Raw genomic sequence first — 16721 nt, 5'->3', positions numbered from 1 at the left:
GCCCGCGATTTGATTTCGCGGCCTTTGCGGGATAAAGGGGCTCAGGTGAGTTGCTCGTCCGTGCTGAAAGCATGTCGGCAACCCCGACGCAGCTAAACAAGGCAACACGGCAGGGCAAACATGAGCGGTCAGAACGACGATTACATATATGACGAGGCGAGCGGCGAATGGCGGCCAGCTTCGGAGATCGCCGCGGAGGCCGCGAAAGCTGCGGAGGTCCGCGATGCATCGGGCAATGTACTGGCAGACGGAGACTCCGTGGTCCTGGTGAAGGACCTCAAGGTGAAGGGCGCCGGCCAGACGCTCAAGCAGGGGACCGTCATCAGATCGATCCGCCTCACCGACAATCCTGAGGAAGTCGATTGCCGGCATGACACCATCAAAGGGTTGGTGTTGCGCACCGAATTCGTCCGCAAGCGCTGAACGGAATTCCCTCAGCTACGAAGTCGAACCGGAACACCCGCGCGCGAGACTAGTTTCCTTATCACACGATGAGGAGATTTTCGAAATGACCTGGACGGGAACCTGGCGCAATCAATACGGCTCTACGCTAACAATCACCGAGGATCGGGGCGGGCTGATCAAAGGCACATTCAAAACGGCTCTCCAGGATAGTGCTTTCTTTGGCCATGAATTGCCGGTGACGGGCGTCTGGTTCGATGATTGCATTAATTTTGCCTTTGGGATGGCAGGAGACGGTCCGACATCAATCTGCTCATTCACCGGAATGCTGCGTGAGAACAAGCTCCAAGCAATTTGGCACGTCGTAACCAGTGCGAAGGTTGGAAATTCCGGCCAAGCTGAGAAGTTAGGCTGGGTTCATTCGGTGCAGACGAACGTCGATACATTCGAGCGATACACCTGAGGCACCAAATATCACGAGAGTCCGGTACCCGCTATTGCTCTCGATCTACGATACTGGATTGGTGCTTCTTGAGGCAGAGCATAGGATCGAAGCCATCCTGCCATTCATCCGGCGTGACAGCTTGCGGCGATTGTGACGAACGAGCCCTCATCCGCGCCGCGCCGAGATTGCGGTCCTCGGCACGGTCGTGGTGGAGATCGATTTGACCAGCGATCGTGGCGTTATTTACTGCTGTGCGGGCTGCTGCGCAGGCGCGGATTTCTGAATCTTGTCCTGAACTTTCTTAACGAGCGCCGGATCCTTCTGGGCGGCCGTGAGAATTGCGTTATATTCGTTTACCGACATGCCCGGAGAGGTCTGAACAGCCTGTACCATCTGTTTGCTTGCCTCGGTCTGCAGCTGTTGTTTCGCGGTCGCATCCGACGTCGCTCCGATCTTAGCCGAGTATTCCTGCCTGATCTTGTCCACCTGCAGATACGCGACCGCAAAAGCCTCGATCTTTTGATCGCTGACGGCGGCAGGCGTCCCGTTGCTATTCGGTTGCACCTGAGTGGGTTGGTTTTCTTGCGTTGCCTGCTGCGCGGACGCGGGATTGCTGACAAACATCAAGCTCAAGACCGCGGCGGTTGCCGATGCGGCAGAGATATAACGAGTGATCATCTTAATTCCTCTTCGATAGTGCGGGGGGTAACACCTCTTTAGTGGCGTAGAGCGAACGGCGGCATGTCGCATTGATTTTGCCGCGAGTTAGGGTTGAAGACCGATCGGGCGACAATGTGGCCGCCAAACGATTTCTGTGGGGCAATAGTACGGCGATCTGCTGACCACGGAACGGCGGCTTTATGGCTGTCGCCGTTCGGAGCGGTGTGAGTTTCGAGCCGAATGTGCTACGATCTCAGAATGCTGGATTCGGTGGTTCGATGGCGATAAAATCGCGGTCGATATATCCGAGTTTCATGTAGATGTGAGCCTCATACGCCGCCACGATGAAGGCATCCCTCGCGATCTCGGGATTGGAATGACCCTCGACTGCGGCGCGACAGATTATCAACGCATCCTGATAAGCCTGATCTTCCTCGGCGGGCCAATCCGCTAACAAATAGTCAAGTGCTTCCGAACTGCTGTTGATCGCTCGGAACTCGCCGACGCGCTGCAGCTGAATACTTACAGGTCTCTGCCATGTTCCATAGATCAACATAATCGACCTCTGGCGCTGAAACGGAGGCGATGTCATCTTTGTTCCTACCGAAACAAAACATCCGACAGTCAGCGGAGTATACGCTGCTTTCGTAATTTGAGATAATCGTAACGTCCCGGATCCGCGCAAATATCCACCCTGCACTCTTAGGCGCCTCGGATGTGATCCTCTCACAATGGAAAGCTGTCGTGAACTGCTGTGCCATCTGGGCCATTTCGTCAACAGAAATGCGCATCACGTCATGTTCCGCCATTAACGCGTAGTATTGCTGCTCTCCTCGTCATCGAAAATGCGGTGGTGAAAAAACGAGGGATCATTTCTCACCAGGCCCAGACAAAGCACTGCCTTGTTTCGATCCTCTGCACAGAGGCTTTGAGAGCCAATGGCTGGCGATCGATCATTCCAGCCCTCCGCTGCACGCCGCTATAGATGTACCCGATCGACAATTTAGTGGCCTGATCGTGACCACGGCGTCAAATCGATATCACCCTTCAGCGCCGCATCATTTCTATAAGTGGAGCAAAATGTCTGGCAACGCAGAACCGCCTGCGCATGCAAGCGGTCTTCAATTGTGGTGGACAGTGAAACCTGCTTATCTAATGAGAAACCGCAAAGTGGCTGGACAGCAAAAGGCTGCGTTTGAGATGGCCCCTTATCTGCTATTGTTTTTCATCTTCGTCACATGCGGCCTCGTCAATATGACACGCCCTCGAAACTCTATTAGACCAGTGAGTGACCGAGACACCGAAAACGCCTATAAAGCGGCTTTCCAAATTGAAGCAAAGGCGACGGTAGAGCGACGAAAGCTCATAAGCCTGCTTCTGCTGATCGCATTGCTGATCGACATTCTCCTCATCGTATGGATATTTCGCTTCGCCTAATAGGTAGGTCTGCCAAACGCGAGGAGGTCCCTGTATACGCAGGGTTGCCCGGTCCCACGAATTATGTGGGATAGCCTGGAAAGCGCGTCTTCGCCCCCAAAATATCTTAGGTACTCGTATCTTCAGGGTGATGCACAATTCTCTTACATGTTAACCATATGAATGAGTATCGCTTTTTCCTTATTTTGAACTTAAACCTCATATCACTTCCGTCAGTCCTTGACCTAAAATAGCCGCACCGGCGTTGAAGCGTTAATCTCGCGTTCGCGCAAGCTGGCGGCGGGGAGGATATTGGTGCAAAATTGCTTCCCAAAGGATCGAGAAAGTCAGCCTGCAGCCTATTTCACATCGAAAATCACGCCAGTTGGGAAGGAAACGCGCTAATGACAAAGAACACAATCTGCTTATGGTACGACAAGGACGCCGAAGCCGCCGCCCGCTTCTATGTCGGAACCTTTCCGAATAGTGCGATGGGGGCCATCGTCCGCGCTCCCGGCAATTATCCGGAAGGCAAGCAGGGCGATGTGTTGGTCGTCGAATTCTCCGTTGCGGGCATTCCCTGCGTCGGGCTGAACGGTGGTCCCGTATTCAAGCACAACGAGGCATTTTCGTTTCAGATCGCCACCGAAGACCAGGAAGAGACCGATCGCTACTGGAACGCCATTGTTAACAATGGCGGCCAGGAAAGTGAGTGTGGCTGGTGCAAGGATAGATGGGGTGTTTCCTGGCAGATCACACCGCGCATCTTGATGGAAGCACTCGTCGCCGGCGGGGATGAGGCAAAACGTGCTTTTGATGCGATGATGACCATGCGCAAGATCGACGTCGCGGCGATCGAGGCTGCTCGTCGCGGCTGAGCCAGTTCGGCGCGCGGCGTGGACATCGACCAATACTCAATACCCGCTGCCCAGGCCTGATGGTCGCGGCGAAATCGGCCGGCTATATTGATGGGGCGGAATGCGCAGCCACGGAAAAAATGACGCCGCCTCTCGTACATGATCCTCCATCTGCGCCAGGTCCCCGCTTCGGCCCGTAACAACATCGGCAACAGGATTAGGTCGATTGAAATATATCGGGTCGCTTGAGGATCATCCCCTGCGAAAGACCATAAGGATCTGATCTCTTCCGCCTTCGTCTGCCTATTGGTGTGTCGCCTCGGCAATTGCGCTGCGCAAAGCTCGATCGTCTGTGCTTTATAGCGTGCTTTACGCGCGGGACGCCTACCATTCGAAAGCGCTTCCAACTACCCTGAACATGTTTTTCTTAACATTGTACATGTGGACACCGGCGGCGTGACTGCCCGGATCGACGACCGCGATTGCCAGACTTCTCCGTCGGAAACGAGTCAGATGCCGAACCGGCGGGGGCTAAAGCCGACATGGAGCACGCCAAGCTTTTTCATCTTCCCCGTGAGCATTGCCGAGCGCACGGTAAGCGTTCTGAGCTGTCTGGCACTTTTCATCGCCAGTTCGGTGATGTGCGGCTTATTGGCTTCCGAATTCTATAGGGCATTGACGGCGGCGCGGTGCCAGTCGCTCAATCCAACCTCGCCGACGGCTTTCCGCTTGAGAAATGCGGGTAGGAGCCTTGTTCCGTGCGGTTCTGGCAACGACGTTCTTCGCCACGCTGGAGCGGATGCCAACCTCAGCAGACAGCTAACACAGGTCGAGGTTCGTCGTCGCGGTTGCCTTGATCTATCCTCTGGCCTTGATAATCCCAGGGTGATTACGCACAAGATTCCAGCCGTCGACCTCCAAATGGTCGTGAGGCCGCCGTTCAGCACCTGCTTCCGGAGATGATGGTGACCAGAACACTGATTCCGGCGACAACTCTGGCAAGCTTGACTAGCCGCCGGTGTCGTAGACAACACCGGTGGGTCGTCAGAGTTGCGCTGATATAGCATATCACCAGCCGCCCGCGCGGTTCCATTCGAGTCGCGTGGTGGAGCAGCGGATCCGCTGCCTATCAAGATTCGTTCGGCCGGGGATCATCTACTCGTACGGATAGGCAGCTCACAGGGCGTAGGAGCTGGTCCTTATGTGGATCAACGAGTAGGCACAGAGCCAGATCTCTGCTCTGCCTTACATCGAATGCATCTCGGGTGCTAACGCGGACCTGTGCAATGTTGCTCAGCGCTAGAATACTTCGATGGTTGATTATACCGCACCCGCCGGAACTCGCGGTTATTCGCGACTGTAGGACGAGAGCCTTGTCCCATGAAAACCCTGACAGCTGTCAGGGTTTTCATTCATTGCATACTCGGCCGGGAAACCAGCGTGCCAAACACCCTCACATCCACCGAGATAAGCTCGAAAGCACGCCATGGTCCTCCAATTGGAATCTAGCTCTGCTATCAAAACCCTGACAGCTGTCAGGGTTTCACTGACCCAGGTGACCGGCCCGCCGGCGACGCCTGGCAAGACCTTGGAGCATCCAGCGCTTGCCATTCAGCTCTCGACATGAATAGGTTGGGCAATGTCCCTATCTAACCGTGGTCGACACTAAAGCTCAGTGCTGCCAGCCATCTCGGGAAAGTGAAAGGCCGCGCGAGAACGCTACCGGGAAAAATGGGAGGCTGTTTGAAGTCGGATCCATATCTTATAGCCGAGACCGGCGGATGGCTTGTCAGTCGTACAAATTCCGCTCTCCCAGGTTATCTCATCATCAGCGCCAAATACTTCGCTACCGATCTATCGGAACTGTCCACAGGCCCCTTGAGGGAACTTGGCCCGCTGCTGGCGCTTGCTCAGGCCGAACTGAAGCAGCGACTGAATGCTCGACACGTCTATACAGGCCGATATGGACATCTTCCCGGCAATACGATCCATTTTCATGTAATCCCGATTTACGATTGGGTCGAGGAACTCTTCCGGCAGGATTCCCGCTATCGCGTGCTGGAAAATTTTGCGGAAGGGGAGGGGGAGCGCGGAACCGATGGCGCCGAATTGACCCTGTACGTATGGCGCGAATTCTACGAATGCTCGGACCCGCCACCGGCTATTGGGCCAACCGTTCACCAAGCCATCCAGCTGCTGCGCGAGCACATGAATTCCGTTTCGAGTGTGGACCTCAGTTACCAAGTCCGACCCGATAAGATCGAATAGCGAGTCCGAGCCGCCCCCAACTTCGACCGTTCAAGCGACAGTCGACGTAGGCCGCTTCACAGATTGCAACATTGACTGTGGAGCAAAATGGTCCATTCTAAAGCCATAGTACCGCGTGATCCGCGCCTCAAACTTTCCGCCTTGATCAGCCAGATCTTATAGCTTGGGCGTTGGGAACTACACCCTTGCTGCCTGCAGCGGGTTGACGCGAGACGACAACACATCGGCGAAATCGAAAGCTTGTCCGTTATGCCATCTTAGCGCGGGCAGCTTTATCGCGCGCCCTGCTGGGAACAGCCGAGGTGAAGGCAGTGGATCGCGCTAACCCGACGGACGTTGGATGCCGAAACTGCAGGGCGGCCGAACATGCTCCGATTACCGCATTTTACTCCTCAAATGGTGAATTTTCTATTCCATTATCCATTTGTTTTAATTATATCTTTTCCGCTATAAGGAAGCTATAGATACATTCACTTCGATTACCCATACGTATTTTGAGCCCAAGACAAATCTCAACAACCCGCCGCAAATTCGGGAACTTGAAGCCGCCAGTTGTCTCATCGAGTCACCCCGACTTGCAGTCGAGCCGCGTTCAGCTCCTGTTCTGTTGCGCAGCAGCCTGGCCTTCCGAGACTGACGGATACGTTGGAGACCGGCGACATTCAACGAGAAACAGAAACGGGACGGGCGAGTGGACCTCGTCGCAGGATCAGGTCTCCGTCGTCGTCAGGAAGCTGGTAACCAGCCGACGACCATCAGCGCGGCAGGAACGACATTTTGTAATGCATCTGGCTGGCGTCTTGGCGGCTGATGCGGCTAGTCACGGATTGGGATATGAGGTCATGCCTTTCTGGCAACATACCGGTCAGGCCCGGGTCGCACTCTTGAGCGGACAGAACATCCGCATGCGCGGGTCCACCGTCGATCTCGAACAAGGCGATAGGGGAAGGGAGCTCTCAGCTTACATGGTTGACCGGATCTAAACCAGACCAAGGGGTCTCCCCGGTAAGCCGCGAACGCATCGGCCGGTCGCCCCGTAACAACGGTCCAGTCAAGTGTCTGTTCTGCACGGTCGGCATGAGCTGAGACGATGTCTCACAGACCCGCTTCACCGCAACCCCGGGATGCCCGGCTGCAAATTACGCGAGCACCGGTGGCCACCAAGACGCACCGAACTGATTTTCTCTAACCGAGCGGATCGCCGCTTGGCCTCGTCGCCCAACCGCAGCATTTTCCCGGCAAAGGAAAGCGGTTTCTCGCCGGCGGGATTTGAATTTGCCGCCTGCGGGAAACCTACGAGACGTTCTGTGCCAACCGACTGTTCCAGATACTGGATCTGCATACCTACTGCGGCATAAACCACCGGTGCGGCCTTCGACAGTGCCAAGGAAAGTTCTCAGCAGATCAACAATTAAGTGGAAAGGGCCCACATTATTATCAGCGCATTGAATACGGGAAATCAAATCTATTCAATTCTCCGAGCTATCCGCATCTGCCACACTCATTCCTTCGAGCCATAAATCTTCGAAAGGCGTTTGATTTTGTCGTCTACATCCTTACCCGACCCCCTGTCGGAAGACACAGATTCACCAAGCGGGTGGCGGGTCGTCGGCGGCGCGCATGCACTGACAGCTGTAACCTTCGGATCAGCCTACGCGTTCTCCGCCGTGTTTCCCGGTCTTTCCGAGGAATTTGCGGCATCGCGTGGCGAAATCGCACTTGTCTTCTCCATATCGGCCTTCGTGTTTTATTCGCTCGGCGCGATCGCCGGCGCGCTTGCCGACCGCTGGTCGTCTCGTGCGGTCATAGCGACTGGTCTGGTGGCAATGATCATTGGCTATATCGGAGCCAGCCAAGCGCAGACCCTTGTCTCGCTTTACGTTTGGTATGGTGCCGGCGTGGGACTTGGGATCGGCCTCTCTTATGTTCCCGCGCTCGGCGCCGTGCAGTCCTGGTTTGTTCTGAAGCGAAGCCGCGCATCCGGTATTGCTACGGCCGGCCTCGGTCTTGGCACGCTCCTGCTACCCTTTACAATCGGCCGTCTCGTCCCCGAGCTCGGGTGGCGCGGATGTTTCATCGGTTTGGCGGTTGTCATCGCTATGATCGGTTTGCCGGCCGCAATGCTGGTACGCAAACGTCAAGGTGACAAAACTTCCATAGAACCGCGATCCAACGACCGGCCTAGTCCTTTCACAGTCTGGCGCAATAGCCGGTTCCGCCTGTTCTTCGTTATGCTGGTCCTGGCGTCGTTCTCGACATTCATACCCTACGTTCATATCGTCCCGGCAGCGCACGACTTGGGTCTGTCACTTGAAAGCGGCACAATCCTTATCGCACTCATCGGCATCGGAAATATCTTTGGACGTTTCGTGCTGGCCGGTCTGGGTGACCGCATCGGTTCCTTGCGCCTCTTGGCAATCCTCACATTTGCCGTCGCCGGCTCGTTCCTCCTATGGTCCGTCGCCAACGGCATCGCCATGCTCGCGCTTTTCGCCCTGCTATTTGGAATGAGTTATGGTGGTTGCGTCGGACTGTATCCCGCGGTGGCTGCCGATCTTTTCGGCGTCAGACACATTGGAACAATACTCGGTTATCTCTATACGGCCGTGGGGGTCGCTGCGTTGCTGGGGCCGACAATGGCAGGGCTCATCTTCGACAAAACCGGCAGCTATCTTGGCCCCATACTCTTCAGCATGGCCGCCGCTGTCGCTGCCGGTTTCCTGACGCTGCGGCTGCGGGAAAATTAAAAACGCAGGAAATCTGGTAACACGGCCAACTCAAACCTCGTTATCCGACTTGGGATCGATGAAATCAACGTGGCAATTGCTTCATGGATTCTACCGCAATTGCCGCGGTGGAACCAGAACTGCCATGGCAATAACCGTGGCGATGACGCCGCCCGTCGCACAGAGCCAGAACGCGAGACGAACGCCGCTCGCTAGATCGCCGGCCGATACCTCACCCTTTGCGAAACCGGCATGAGCATTGGCAAAGCCAACGACGACGGCAAGACCAACAGCGTTGCCTATGTTCATCGTGGTCGACGCCATCCCTGACGCAACACCCTGTTCGCTATCCGATACTCCGGAACTGGCAATAATCCACATTGCGGTCCACACAATGCCCTGACCAATTCCTACAACGACCAGACCCGGAACGATGACTGCGTAGCTACTTTCCGGCCATGCCCCGGCCACCATAATGGCCGTGCCTGCCGCCCCCGCCAGCATTCCCGCAATCAATGTCGATCGTGCCGAAAGGCGTGATGCATATCGCTCGCCGATTTGAGTACCGACAGCAATGGCAAGTGAAGGAACCAGGAAGGCCAGGCCCGTTTCGGAGGCTGTGAAGTGGTGGATATCCTGGAATAGCACTGTCAGAAAATACGGCAGGGCTCCAAACGTACCCATATAGAGAAAGGTGATGGCCATGCTCGCCACGAGCATGCGATTACTAAGCAGCTTGGCAGGCATCAATGGATCGCGGCTTTGCAACTCGATGATCACGAATGCCAGCAGTAGTAGCGCCGATAGGCCGAAGGCGGAGAGGATCGGTGCGGCATTCCATCCGAACACGGGTCCCTGAACGAGCGCAAACACCAACAGCGTAGCGCCTCCCGTGACAGTCAGCGCTCCCGGCAGATCGAAGGAGCGACGAACAGTCTGGCGAGGATCTTGCGGGATGACAAAAAACGCCGCCGCGATGGCAATCGAGGCGAGGACGACATTGACAAAAAACACCGACGGCCAGCCAAAAGCGCTTGTTAGAAAGCCGCCGGCGAGCGACCCGATCGTAAGACCGCTGGCCCCAGCCCCTCCCCAGACCGCTAGAGCCCGGTTGCGCGCTGTCCCCTCCGGGAAAAGCCGGTTGACGAGGGAGAGCGTGGCGGGAAAAAGAAACGCGCCGCCGATGCCTTGGACCGCCCGCGCTGCGATGATGATTGCCGGCTCCCAAGCCAATCCCCCAACCAGCGAGGATGCCGCATAAAGCCCCAGCGCCGTGATGAACAATCGGCGTTGGCCAATAAGGTCCGCCGCACGCCCGCCAAATAGTAAAAAACCGCCGCAAAAGACCGTGTAGGCGCTGACGACCCACTGCAGCGTCTGATCCGAGAAGCTGAGGCCTTGGCCGATTTGGGGCAGGGCCACGAAAACGATATTGATATCGAGCGAGATGATCAGCTGCGCGAATGCGAGGAGCGCCAGCGCAGCCGTCCGGTTGAAATTCGTCGCACGGGCTCCCAGTGAAGGCCTTTCCCCAATTTTATCCATTTTTCCTCTCCGCCATTTCTTTGTCGATCAACAAATAATGTGAAGCTTGTAAATCTGAGTCAAGCCGTTTATTTGTTGATCGACAAAGATTGAGGTCGAGCATGGCGGGAAGGCCGCGTGAATTTGATCGCGACGAGGCGTTGGCGAAGGCCCGCGACCTCTTCTGGACGCGAGGCTACGAAGGGGTCTCGATGGCCGATCTCGTCAATGCTATGGGCATCGCTTCGGCGCGCATCTATGCCGCTTTCGAATCGAAAGAGGCACTGTTCCAGGAAGCGGTGATGCTTTACGCCTCCGGCGAAGGCGGATTTGCTACACGCGCCTTGGCGGAGGAGCCGAATGTTCTCGATGCCTTCGAGCGGCTGCTGCGGGATGCAATCTTGCTCTATACTCGCCCAAATCACCCCCGCGGCTGCATGATCGTGATGGCGGCCACGAATTACACGATCAATAGCCAAGCCGTGCGCGAACGGCTCGGTCGATACCGGCGGGACCGCGCTGCTTCGTTAAATGAGCGGCTGAGAAAAGCGTCGGAGACCGGGGAGTTGAAACCAGATGCAAACCCCCGCGCGCTGGCGGAATTCTACGCTGCTTTTCTCCACGGTTTATCGGTGCAGGCCGCCGACGGTGTGCCAAGAGACATCCTGCTATCCACATTGTCTCCCGCGCTCTTGCCATTGAAGAGCGCCATGTCCGCGAACGCCGACAATCTCTGAACCGACCGCGGCCCGCATTCCAAATTCCCGATAACCCGGCTAATTTCGGCCTGTTGCATGTCGGACGCTGCAATCTTCAAAAGGGCCCGACAAGAACGCCGAGCTCCGCATAGCCTACGTCACTCTCGTCATTTGCGACGCGGCACGAACGACCTCGAGTGCGACCCGCATGCGCAGAGACCGTGGGAGGGAGAACGGCGCGACGGCGATGGCAGCATTTCGCTCTTAATCAGCCCAGTGGTAAGCTTATCGGACTTTTCGACCAGTTGCGTGAAACAGTCGGGCCATTATCCTGTACGGGTCACGCATCGAAGCGGCCCGCTCCAGCGCAATGAGTGCATCGGCCATATTCTCATCAAAGCGGTTCGCATCGAGATGATCGGAGAAGATGCGGATACCCCTCCACTGACAATCGTCAAAACCACACTGCTTCATGAGATCAACAATTGCTGAAGGATTGTCACCGCGCGTGCTAATGCCGAGATTGCCAATGCTACTCGCCGCGCCGGTCTCGATCAACTCGCTTGCGAGCGTATAATCTCCCCGGAGTGCTTCGCGAAAACCGTTGGAGAGTGCGTTCTTGGTCAGAATACTGAGTACGCCGCCAGGGCTGACATGGTCTGCCAATGTTTGAATTGCAGCACAGCTGTCATCCAAGTACATCAACACTCCGTGACAGCAGACTGCATCGAATGTTTGTCCCGGCTCAAAGTTTTCGATAGTGCCGACCTCAAAGTTAAGCCGTTTGCGGGCTTGCTCTGGCAATTGCGCCTTACGCATATTTGCCCGACGGAGCATTTCGCTCGATGTGTCAACACCGAGAACTCTAAAGCCCGCTTCGCATAGACGCACGGATATCTCACCGCCACCACATCCCATATCCAGAACGGTTCCTCCAGCATTTATCAGTCCAGCTACGACCTGGAACACAAGTTCGTGTCGTATTCTGCCGCGTATTCCGTCTGAATATCTCTGGTAGGCGTCTCCGACATTTCCGAAATCATTTAGCGGCATATCGTCCTCCATCTCTCAGTCGATAAGGCTTCAATCGTTCCGGCCTCCTACCGCGAGTTTTGGTCATGCGCTGATCCAGCTTTCTGCGCATATCTCTCGCGAGTGATGTGCCGTTTGCTCGGACGGACAATTCTTCGCCGGATGGCTAAGTCAAGGGAAGGGAGGGAACAGCACCATCCTTCTCGTGATAGGGCGGTATGCGATCATCAATAGTATCGACACCCAATCCGTCGCTCCCTTTCAATGAGACACTGTCGAAGCATTACAAATTTGTAAGCATCCTATTCATTTTCGGTTAAGTCGAACTGGGGCATCAAAGTCAGGCGTTATCGCGCAGCATCAACCCCCAATGCTTACGAGGACCAACATGAAAAACCTGCTTCTTGCTTCCGCAATCGCCCTGGCATCCGTCGTTGCGGTCAGCGCCCCGTCTCAGGCAGCTCCGTTCCATCGCCATCATCATGACTGCTTCGTCAAGACCGTGAAGCACAAGGTTCATGGTCATTGGGTTATTCGCAAGGAACGCGTCTGCCGCTAAGCCGGGATTCCTGATCGACCATCTTTGACCGCATTTCGTCGGCCACGGCCAAATCCTTCGGCTGTGGCCGTATCGCTTATGGCAAAAACAAGCGGCCATTCTGTCGTCGTGCCAATCCCGTCGCCGGCGTCAAACAACATTCGGCATATCCCCAGGACGACTATCTCATGAAGCTTTTCCTGTCACATGTTCGCCATGGCCATTTGCCCGGAGCAGAGCCATGATCGCTGGTCCGACAGAAAACTCGCCGCGCCTTGCCCTCATCGTGAGATCCCGCAAATAGGCGCCGGCGGAGTTGATGTGCCCCGACCTTTCAAGAATGCAGGCGATTGTCGTGGCAGCGTTCTCGGGTCCCATCGTCTCGCAGGCATCCTGATAGGCCGAAGGGCTGACGCCCAACATAGATCGAACCACGACTGCGGCAGCCATCAGTTCCCTCCAATTGCTGATAGCCCCGTTCGGGCCGTAGGCAATAATCTCGGGGCACGCTTTCAGCACCAAACCCAATGGGAACGTACGCATCGTCTCGCTGCGCAGCCCACTTTTCCTCTCAGGCGTCGCCCCCAGCTCTTTTTCAGAGCTTGGTTCAAAATCATGGATGGATTCGGGGTTTGAATTCTGTATATGGCGCTCATTATGAGCATCATTGCTGCTATTATTTGCGGCTTTTTGCTGGCTATCCAGAAGGTTGACGATCTCGCTGCGCAAAAGCTCCATCTCTTCGAGGATGGCAGCAACCTCCAGCATCGTGGGAGAGCGTGGAATGCGACTGACGAGGCCTATGTAGATATCTTCGACTGTTGCCCAATCGCCCGCAGCGCCTTCTTCGACCGCGGCCGTAATGAGCTTGCGCACATCGCGCCGGCAAATCGTCAGGCTTTCCTTGGTACGCCGGAATGCGACGCGATCCGCTGCCACCTTCTGCGCCATGCCTGCAAGCTCCTCTGCCCGCAGCAGAAGCGGCGAGATGTCGAAGCCGAAAGCGTTTTCGATCTCCCCCGCCCTGTCCTTCCTGGCATAGCGCTTGCCATTAGCGCTGTCCTTGCGAACAATCAGCCCAGCCTCGACGAGGAGCGCGAGATGTCTGCGAAGCGTAGCCCCGGCAATGCCGTGGGCGCGCAACGTCAGCTGCGCATTGGAGGGGAATACGATAAGCTGGGCATCCTGACGGAGCTCGTTATCAGGATAAAAGCTCAGCAATGCGTCGAGTACCGCCAGACTGCGATCCTGCAGTCCCAGCAATTGCCTGGCCTCGGATGCATCCCGAAAGACCTTCCACTTATCGGCCGTCTTGCCGGGCGCGATCTCGGCCGTGGCAACCTGGCGTCGCACCAGGGCAAGCGACATCGGCCGCCGCCCAAAGGGCGTCGTTACACTTCCATTCTGCATTTCCCTCACCCTCGCGAGGCAAAAGAAATCCGCTCACCAAAAACGGTGCCAAAAACGCTTGACTAGGATTCGTGGAAATGCGATTCTTCAGCTGCTACATTGAAGAGAAGGCTTCCACGACGGCAACGTTTGGGGGCCTTTTTTCTTTTGCTAGGCTTCCTTTTCGATCTGAAAAACCCTGACACCTGTCAGGAGTTACGGTTTCTTCCGGAGAGCGAAGCGCTCGACCAGGCCGGGCAACTCCTCCTCGACAAATTTAATGAATTCCAACCCCAGCTTACCCTCTCCAGAGATCCGCATCTCGCGAGGCGATACCACGCACGCTCCCAGCCTCGTTCCCGACGCATCGGAAATCGGCACTTGGGAATTGCGCGAGCCGGCGCGGGGCTTGATCGCATGCAATGCCAGCTGGAATCTTTCATCCGAGGTTTCCTTCGCCTTGCCCGCGTCGGACAAAGCGGAGCGCACGGCCTCCAGTGCATCGTGCTGTGCGGAAACCGCCTTGGCCAATTCCAGCCAACGCGGGCGGCCGACCTTCGGCGCCCTGCCGATCGCTTCGATCACATCGGCCGGGATAGCCCGATAGACGCTGCGCATCCGCGCTAGCTCCGCGTCCTCGATCGAGAGCGCCGCATAGATATGCCGCGCCTTGATGCCGGCATCGTCCATGCGCAAGGCGAACAACGCGCGCTCGATCCACGTCAGATCCTGCCTGCTGGCATTCTCGATGCCCTGTGCGAGAACGAGATCGAGATCCGAAATCTCGACTTCTATGGCGCGGACACTGCGGCCAAGCTCTAGAGCGGCCCGCCATCTGCGATGGCCGTAGACCACCTGATATCGGTCGGGCGAAGACGGGTGCCGCCGCACCTGTATCGGAACTTTCTGACCTTCCTCCTCGACCGAGCGCTTGAATCTCTCGAAATCATGGGGGTGGTCGTCCGGCAGACGATCGGGGTAGGGAGATGGATCGATGATATGGGGATCCAGATCCTGTATCCAGCCTTCACCGGATTCGACGATGGCTCGCAGCCGATCACGTTCCGCGCGAATATCGCCAATGGCGCGGTGCGCGGCCCCGATAACGCCTGCGCCGACACGCACTGGCTGCGTCGTGGGGGCAGGGGGCGGCGAAGGCTGGTCTGCCGCAGCCTCGCTGCTTTCCAATTCGGCGGAAAGAAGGCCGAAACTCGCGACGATGGATTTCCTCGGGCTTTTGCTCATCCACGTCCCCAACTTGTGTTGATGAGTTGAACGATGGCCTCGTTGACCGCATCCACGGCCTCGCGGGCGCGCTTCTGCGTATCGCGGCCGATCTGGCCCATTTCGAGTTCGTAGACCGAGCGCTTGGCAAGACCGGCGGCTTCGACGGCGGTGCTTTCGATCGCCGTCGGCAACAGCACATCGGAGTCAAACAGGTGGCGCAACATCGCAACGACCTGCGACTGCGGCGCATCGTTCGGATCGTGGCGCGTGATCAAATAACGAATGAAATCCTGGTCGAGCTGGGCGCCGCTTTCATTCAGTACGCTGATCAGATCTCCCATCATCAGGAGGAACTGGCTCATCGATGCCACGTCGAGCATGGCCGGATGCACCGTGATGATCATGCTGGTCGCCGCGTAGATCGCGCTCAGCGTCAGGAAACCGAGCGAGGGGGGCGTATCCAGGATGACGACATCGTAATCTGCTTCGACCTCGGCGAGCGCTAGCTTGAGCCGTTCGAAGAAGATGGCGCCGGCGCCCGATTTCTGCGCCAGAACACGAGGTGTCTCGTGTTCATATTCCATGACCTCCAGATTGCCCGGAATGAGGTCGATACCATCGAAATAGGTCTTGCGGATGATCTCACGGATGGAACGTCTTTCGGCCTGGTCATATCTCAAGGCCGCATAGATGGTTTCGTTTGCCCCGACATCGACTTCGGGCTGCGCTCCGAACATGGCCGACAGCGAGGCCTGAGGATCGAGATCGAGCGCAAGCACGCGATAGCCGTGAAGCGCGAGGTAATGGGCAAGATGGACGGAGGTGGTGGTCTTGGCGCTGCCGCCTTTGAAATTGGCGATCGCCAGTACTTGAAGATGTTCGCCAGGGCGGCGGCGCGGTAGGAAGCGCAGAGCTTCCGAAGGCTTCTGCTTCGCAAACAGCTCGCGCAATTCATTGATTTGTGCGAGCGTGTAGACCCGATGATTGTTCTCCAATCGGCTGGGCACGGGGCCTCGTCCCTCGCTCGACATCAGTTTCAGGGTCGAATCGGGGATCGATGTCAGCTTAGACACTTCGTTGGTCAGGAACTGCCGGAGTATCTTTTCGGACTTCGGCGGATACATTCGGGTTCTGAGCTGCTGTAGCTGGCTCGACAGCAGGTTTGCATGGCGCGCAATTTTGCCGCCTGCGTCTTCCTTGGAAGGAGCTATCGTCTCCATGCGTCCCGCTATCGCCATTTGTCCCTCTTGGCGGCCTAATGCCGGTTTGCCGACCTATGCCCGACAAAATGTAGAACACGATTCTATCAGGCCGTCCAGAGATTAAGGCGTAATGGCTGATCAGCGTATGACGAAACCGTATCAGACTGATAACATTTATCTATTTGATATCGTTACATTTTCTTTACTATGCCGCAAGAGTTGCTCGATACGGTTACCCACACTTTTGGTAGCAGAATGCGAGACATAGCCCAACGGACAATGCGTTCCCAACATTTGGAGCAGTCGGCACGGCTGCAGCGAATCACTGCAGCCGGCA

Annotated in this window: 16 protein-coding genes; 8 read left to right on the top strand and 8 right to left on the bottom strand. The window is 56.4% G+C overall.

What is annotated here, in order from left to right:
- The first annotated feature begins 120 nt into the window (after nt 1–120).
- Both HGP16_RS27360 and HGP16_RS27355 read left to right on the top strand, forming a co-directional pair.
- A complete protein-coding gene (locus HGP16_RS27360; protein WP_168843115.1) occupies nt 121–423 on the top strand; it encodes an alkylphosphonate utilization protein in 303 nt (100 codons plus the stop codon).
- A gap of 85 nt (nt 424–508) precedes the next feature.
- Nucleotides 509–865, top strand: a complete 357-nt coding sequence (locus tag HGP16_RS27355; RefSeq protein WP_168843114.1) for an avidin/streptavidin family protein — start codon at nt 509–511, stop codon at nt 863–865.
- Between the two features lie 225 nt (nt 866–1090).
- On the opposite strand, the gene HGP16_RS27350 is transcribed toward HGP16_RS27355, so the two are convergent.
- Together HGP16_RS27350 and HGP16_RS27345 are read right to left on the bottom strand one after the other, a co-directional pair.
- Nucleotides 1091–1525: a DUF4168 domain-containing protein gene (locus tag HGP16_RS27350; RefSeq protein ID WP_168843113.1), complete on the bottom strand. Its 435-nt coding sequence runs from the start codon at nt 1523–1525 to the stop codon at nt 1091–1093.
- Nucleotides 1526–1760: 235 nt separating this feature from the next.
- Entirely contained in the window at nt 1761–2063 is a 303-nt protein-coding gene (locus tag HGP16_RS27345) for a DUF982 domain-containing protein (RefSeq protein WP_168843112.1), read from the bottom strand.
- Nucleotides 2064–2587: 524 nt separating this feature from the next.
- Between HGP16_RS27345 and HGP16_RS27340 the strand changes: the two genes are divergently transcribed.
- From HGP16_RS27340 to HGP16_RS27330, 3 genes are all read left to right on the top strand, one after another.
- On the top strand, nt 2588–2944 hold the full coding sequence (locus HGP16_RS27340; protein WP_168843111.1) for a hypothetical protein: 357 nt from the start codon (nt 2588–2590) through the stop codon (nt 2942–2944).
- Nucleotides 2945–3327: 383 nt separating this feature from the next.
- Nucleotides 3328–3801, top strand: a complete 474-nt coding sequence (locus HGP16_RS27335; protein WP_168843110.1) for a VOC family protein — start codon at nt 3328–3330, stop codon at nt 3799–3801.
- 1722 nt (nt 3802–5523) lie between these two features.
- A complete protein-coding gene (locus tag HGP16_RS27330) occupies nt 5524–6048 on the top strand; it encodes an HIT family protein (RefSeq protein WP_246705600.1) in 525 nt (174 codons plus the stop codon).
- Between the two features lie 1108 nt (nt 6049–7156).
- Here the strand turns inward: HGP16_RS27330 and HGP16_RS27325 are convergent.
- Complete coding sequence (locus HGP16_RS27325) at nt 7157–7435, bottom strand: hypothetical protein (RefSeq protein ID WP_168843108.1); 279 nt, start codon at nt 7433–7435, stop codon at nt 7157–7159.
- 154 nt (nt 7436–7589) lie between these two features.
- Here HGP16_RS27325 and HGP16_RS27320 point away from each other — a divergent pair, with 154 nt between their 5' ends.
- Entirely contained in the window at nt 7590–8795 is a 1206-nt protein-coding gene (locus HGP16_RS27320; protein WP_246705599.1) for an MFS transporter, read from the top strand.
- Nucleotides 8796–8885: 90 nt separating this feature from the next.
- On the opposite strand, the gene HGP16_RS27315 is transcribed toward HGP16_RS27320, so the two are convergent.
- Nucleotides 8886–10319 (bottom strand): MFS transporter, encoded by a 1434-nt coding sequence (locus HGP16_RS27315; protein WP_168843106.1) that lies wholly within the window; start codon nt 10317–10319, stop codon nt 8886–8888.
- Between the two features lie 101 nt (nt 10320–10420).
- Here HGP16_RS27315 and HGP16_RS27310 point away from each other — a divergent pair, with 101 nt between their 5' ends.
- Complete coding sequence (locus HGP16_RS27310; protein ID WP_168843105.1) at nt 10421–11035, top strand: TetR/AcrR family transcriptional regulator; 615 nt, start codon at nt 10421–10423, stop codon at nt 11033–11035.
- Nucleotides 11036–11281: 246 nt separating this feature from the next.
- On the opposite strand, the gene HGP16_RS27305 is transcribed toward HGP16_RS27310, so the two are convergent.
- Complete coding sequence (locus tag HGP16_RS27305) at nt 11282–12049, bottom strand: methyltransferase (RefSeq protein WP_168843104.1); 768 nt, start codon at nt 12047–12049, stop codon at nt 11282–11284.
- 367 nt (nt 12050–12416) lie between these two features.
- Here HGP16_RS27305 and HGP16_RS27300 point away from each other — a divergent pair, with 367 nt between their 5' ends.
- Nucleotides 12417–12587, top strand: a complete 171-nt coding sequence (locus HGP16_RS27300; protein ID WP_168843103.1) for a hypothetical protein — start codon at nt 12417–12419, stop codon at nt 12585–12587.
- A 165-nt stretch (nt 12588–12752) separates the two neighbouring features.
- On the opposite strand, the gene repC is transcribed toward HGP16_RS27300, so the two are convergent.
- From repC to repA, 3 genes are all read right to left on the bottom strand, one after another.
- Nucleotides 12753–13976, bottom strand: a complete 1224-nt coding sequence (gene repC / locus HGP16_RS27295; protein WP_168843102.1) for a plasmid replication protein RepC — start codon at nt 13974–13976, stop codon at nt 12753–12755.
- Between the two features lie 195 nt (nt 13977–14171).
- Nucleotides 14172–15200 carry a plasmid partitioning protein RepB gene (gene repB, locus HGP16_RS27290; protein WP_168843101.1) on the bottom strand — a complete coding sequence of 343 codons (1029 nt, stop codon included), beginning with the start codon at nt 15198–15200 and terminating at the stop codon, nt 14172–14174.
- Entirely contained in the window at nt 15197–16420 is a 1224-nt protein-coding gene (gene repA, locus HGP16_RS27285; protein ID WP_168843100.1) for a plasmid partitioning protein RepA, read from the bottom strand. The genes repB and repA overlap by 4 nt, the downstream gene beginning before the upstream one ends.
- Nucleotides 16421–16721 lie beyond the last annotated feature (301 nt).

The sequence above is a fragment of the Rhizobium sp. P40RR-XXII genome, assembly GCF_012641405.1.
In the GTDB taxonomy this organism is placed as follows: domain Bacteria; phylum Pseudomonadota; class Alphaproteobacteria; order Rhizobiales; family Rhizobiaceae; genus Rhizobium.
Note: the sequence above shows the minus strand (reverse complement) of the source record. Positions and strands in the feature narration are given on the sequence as shown.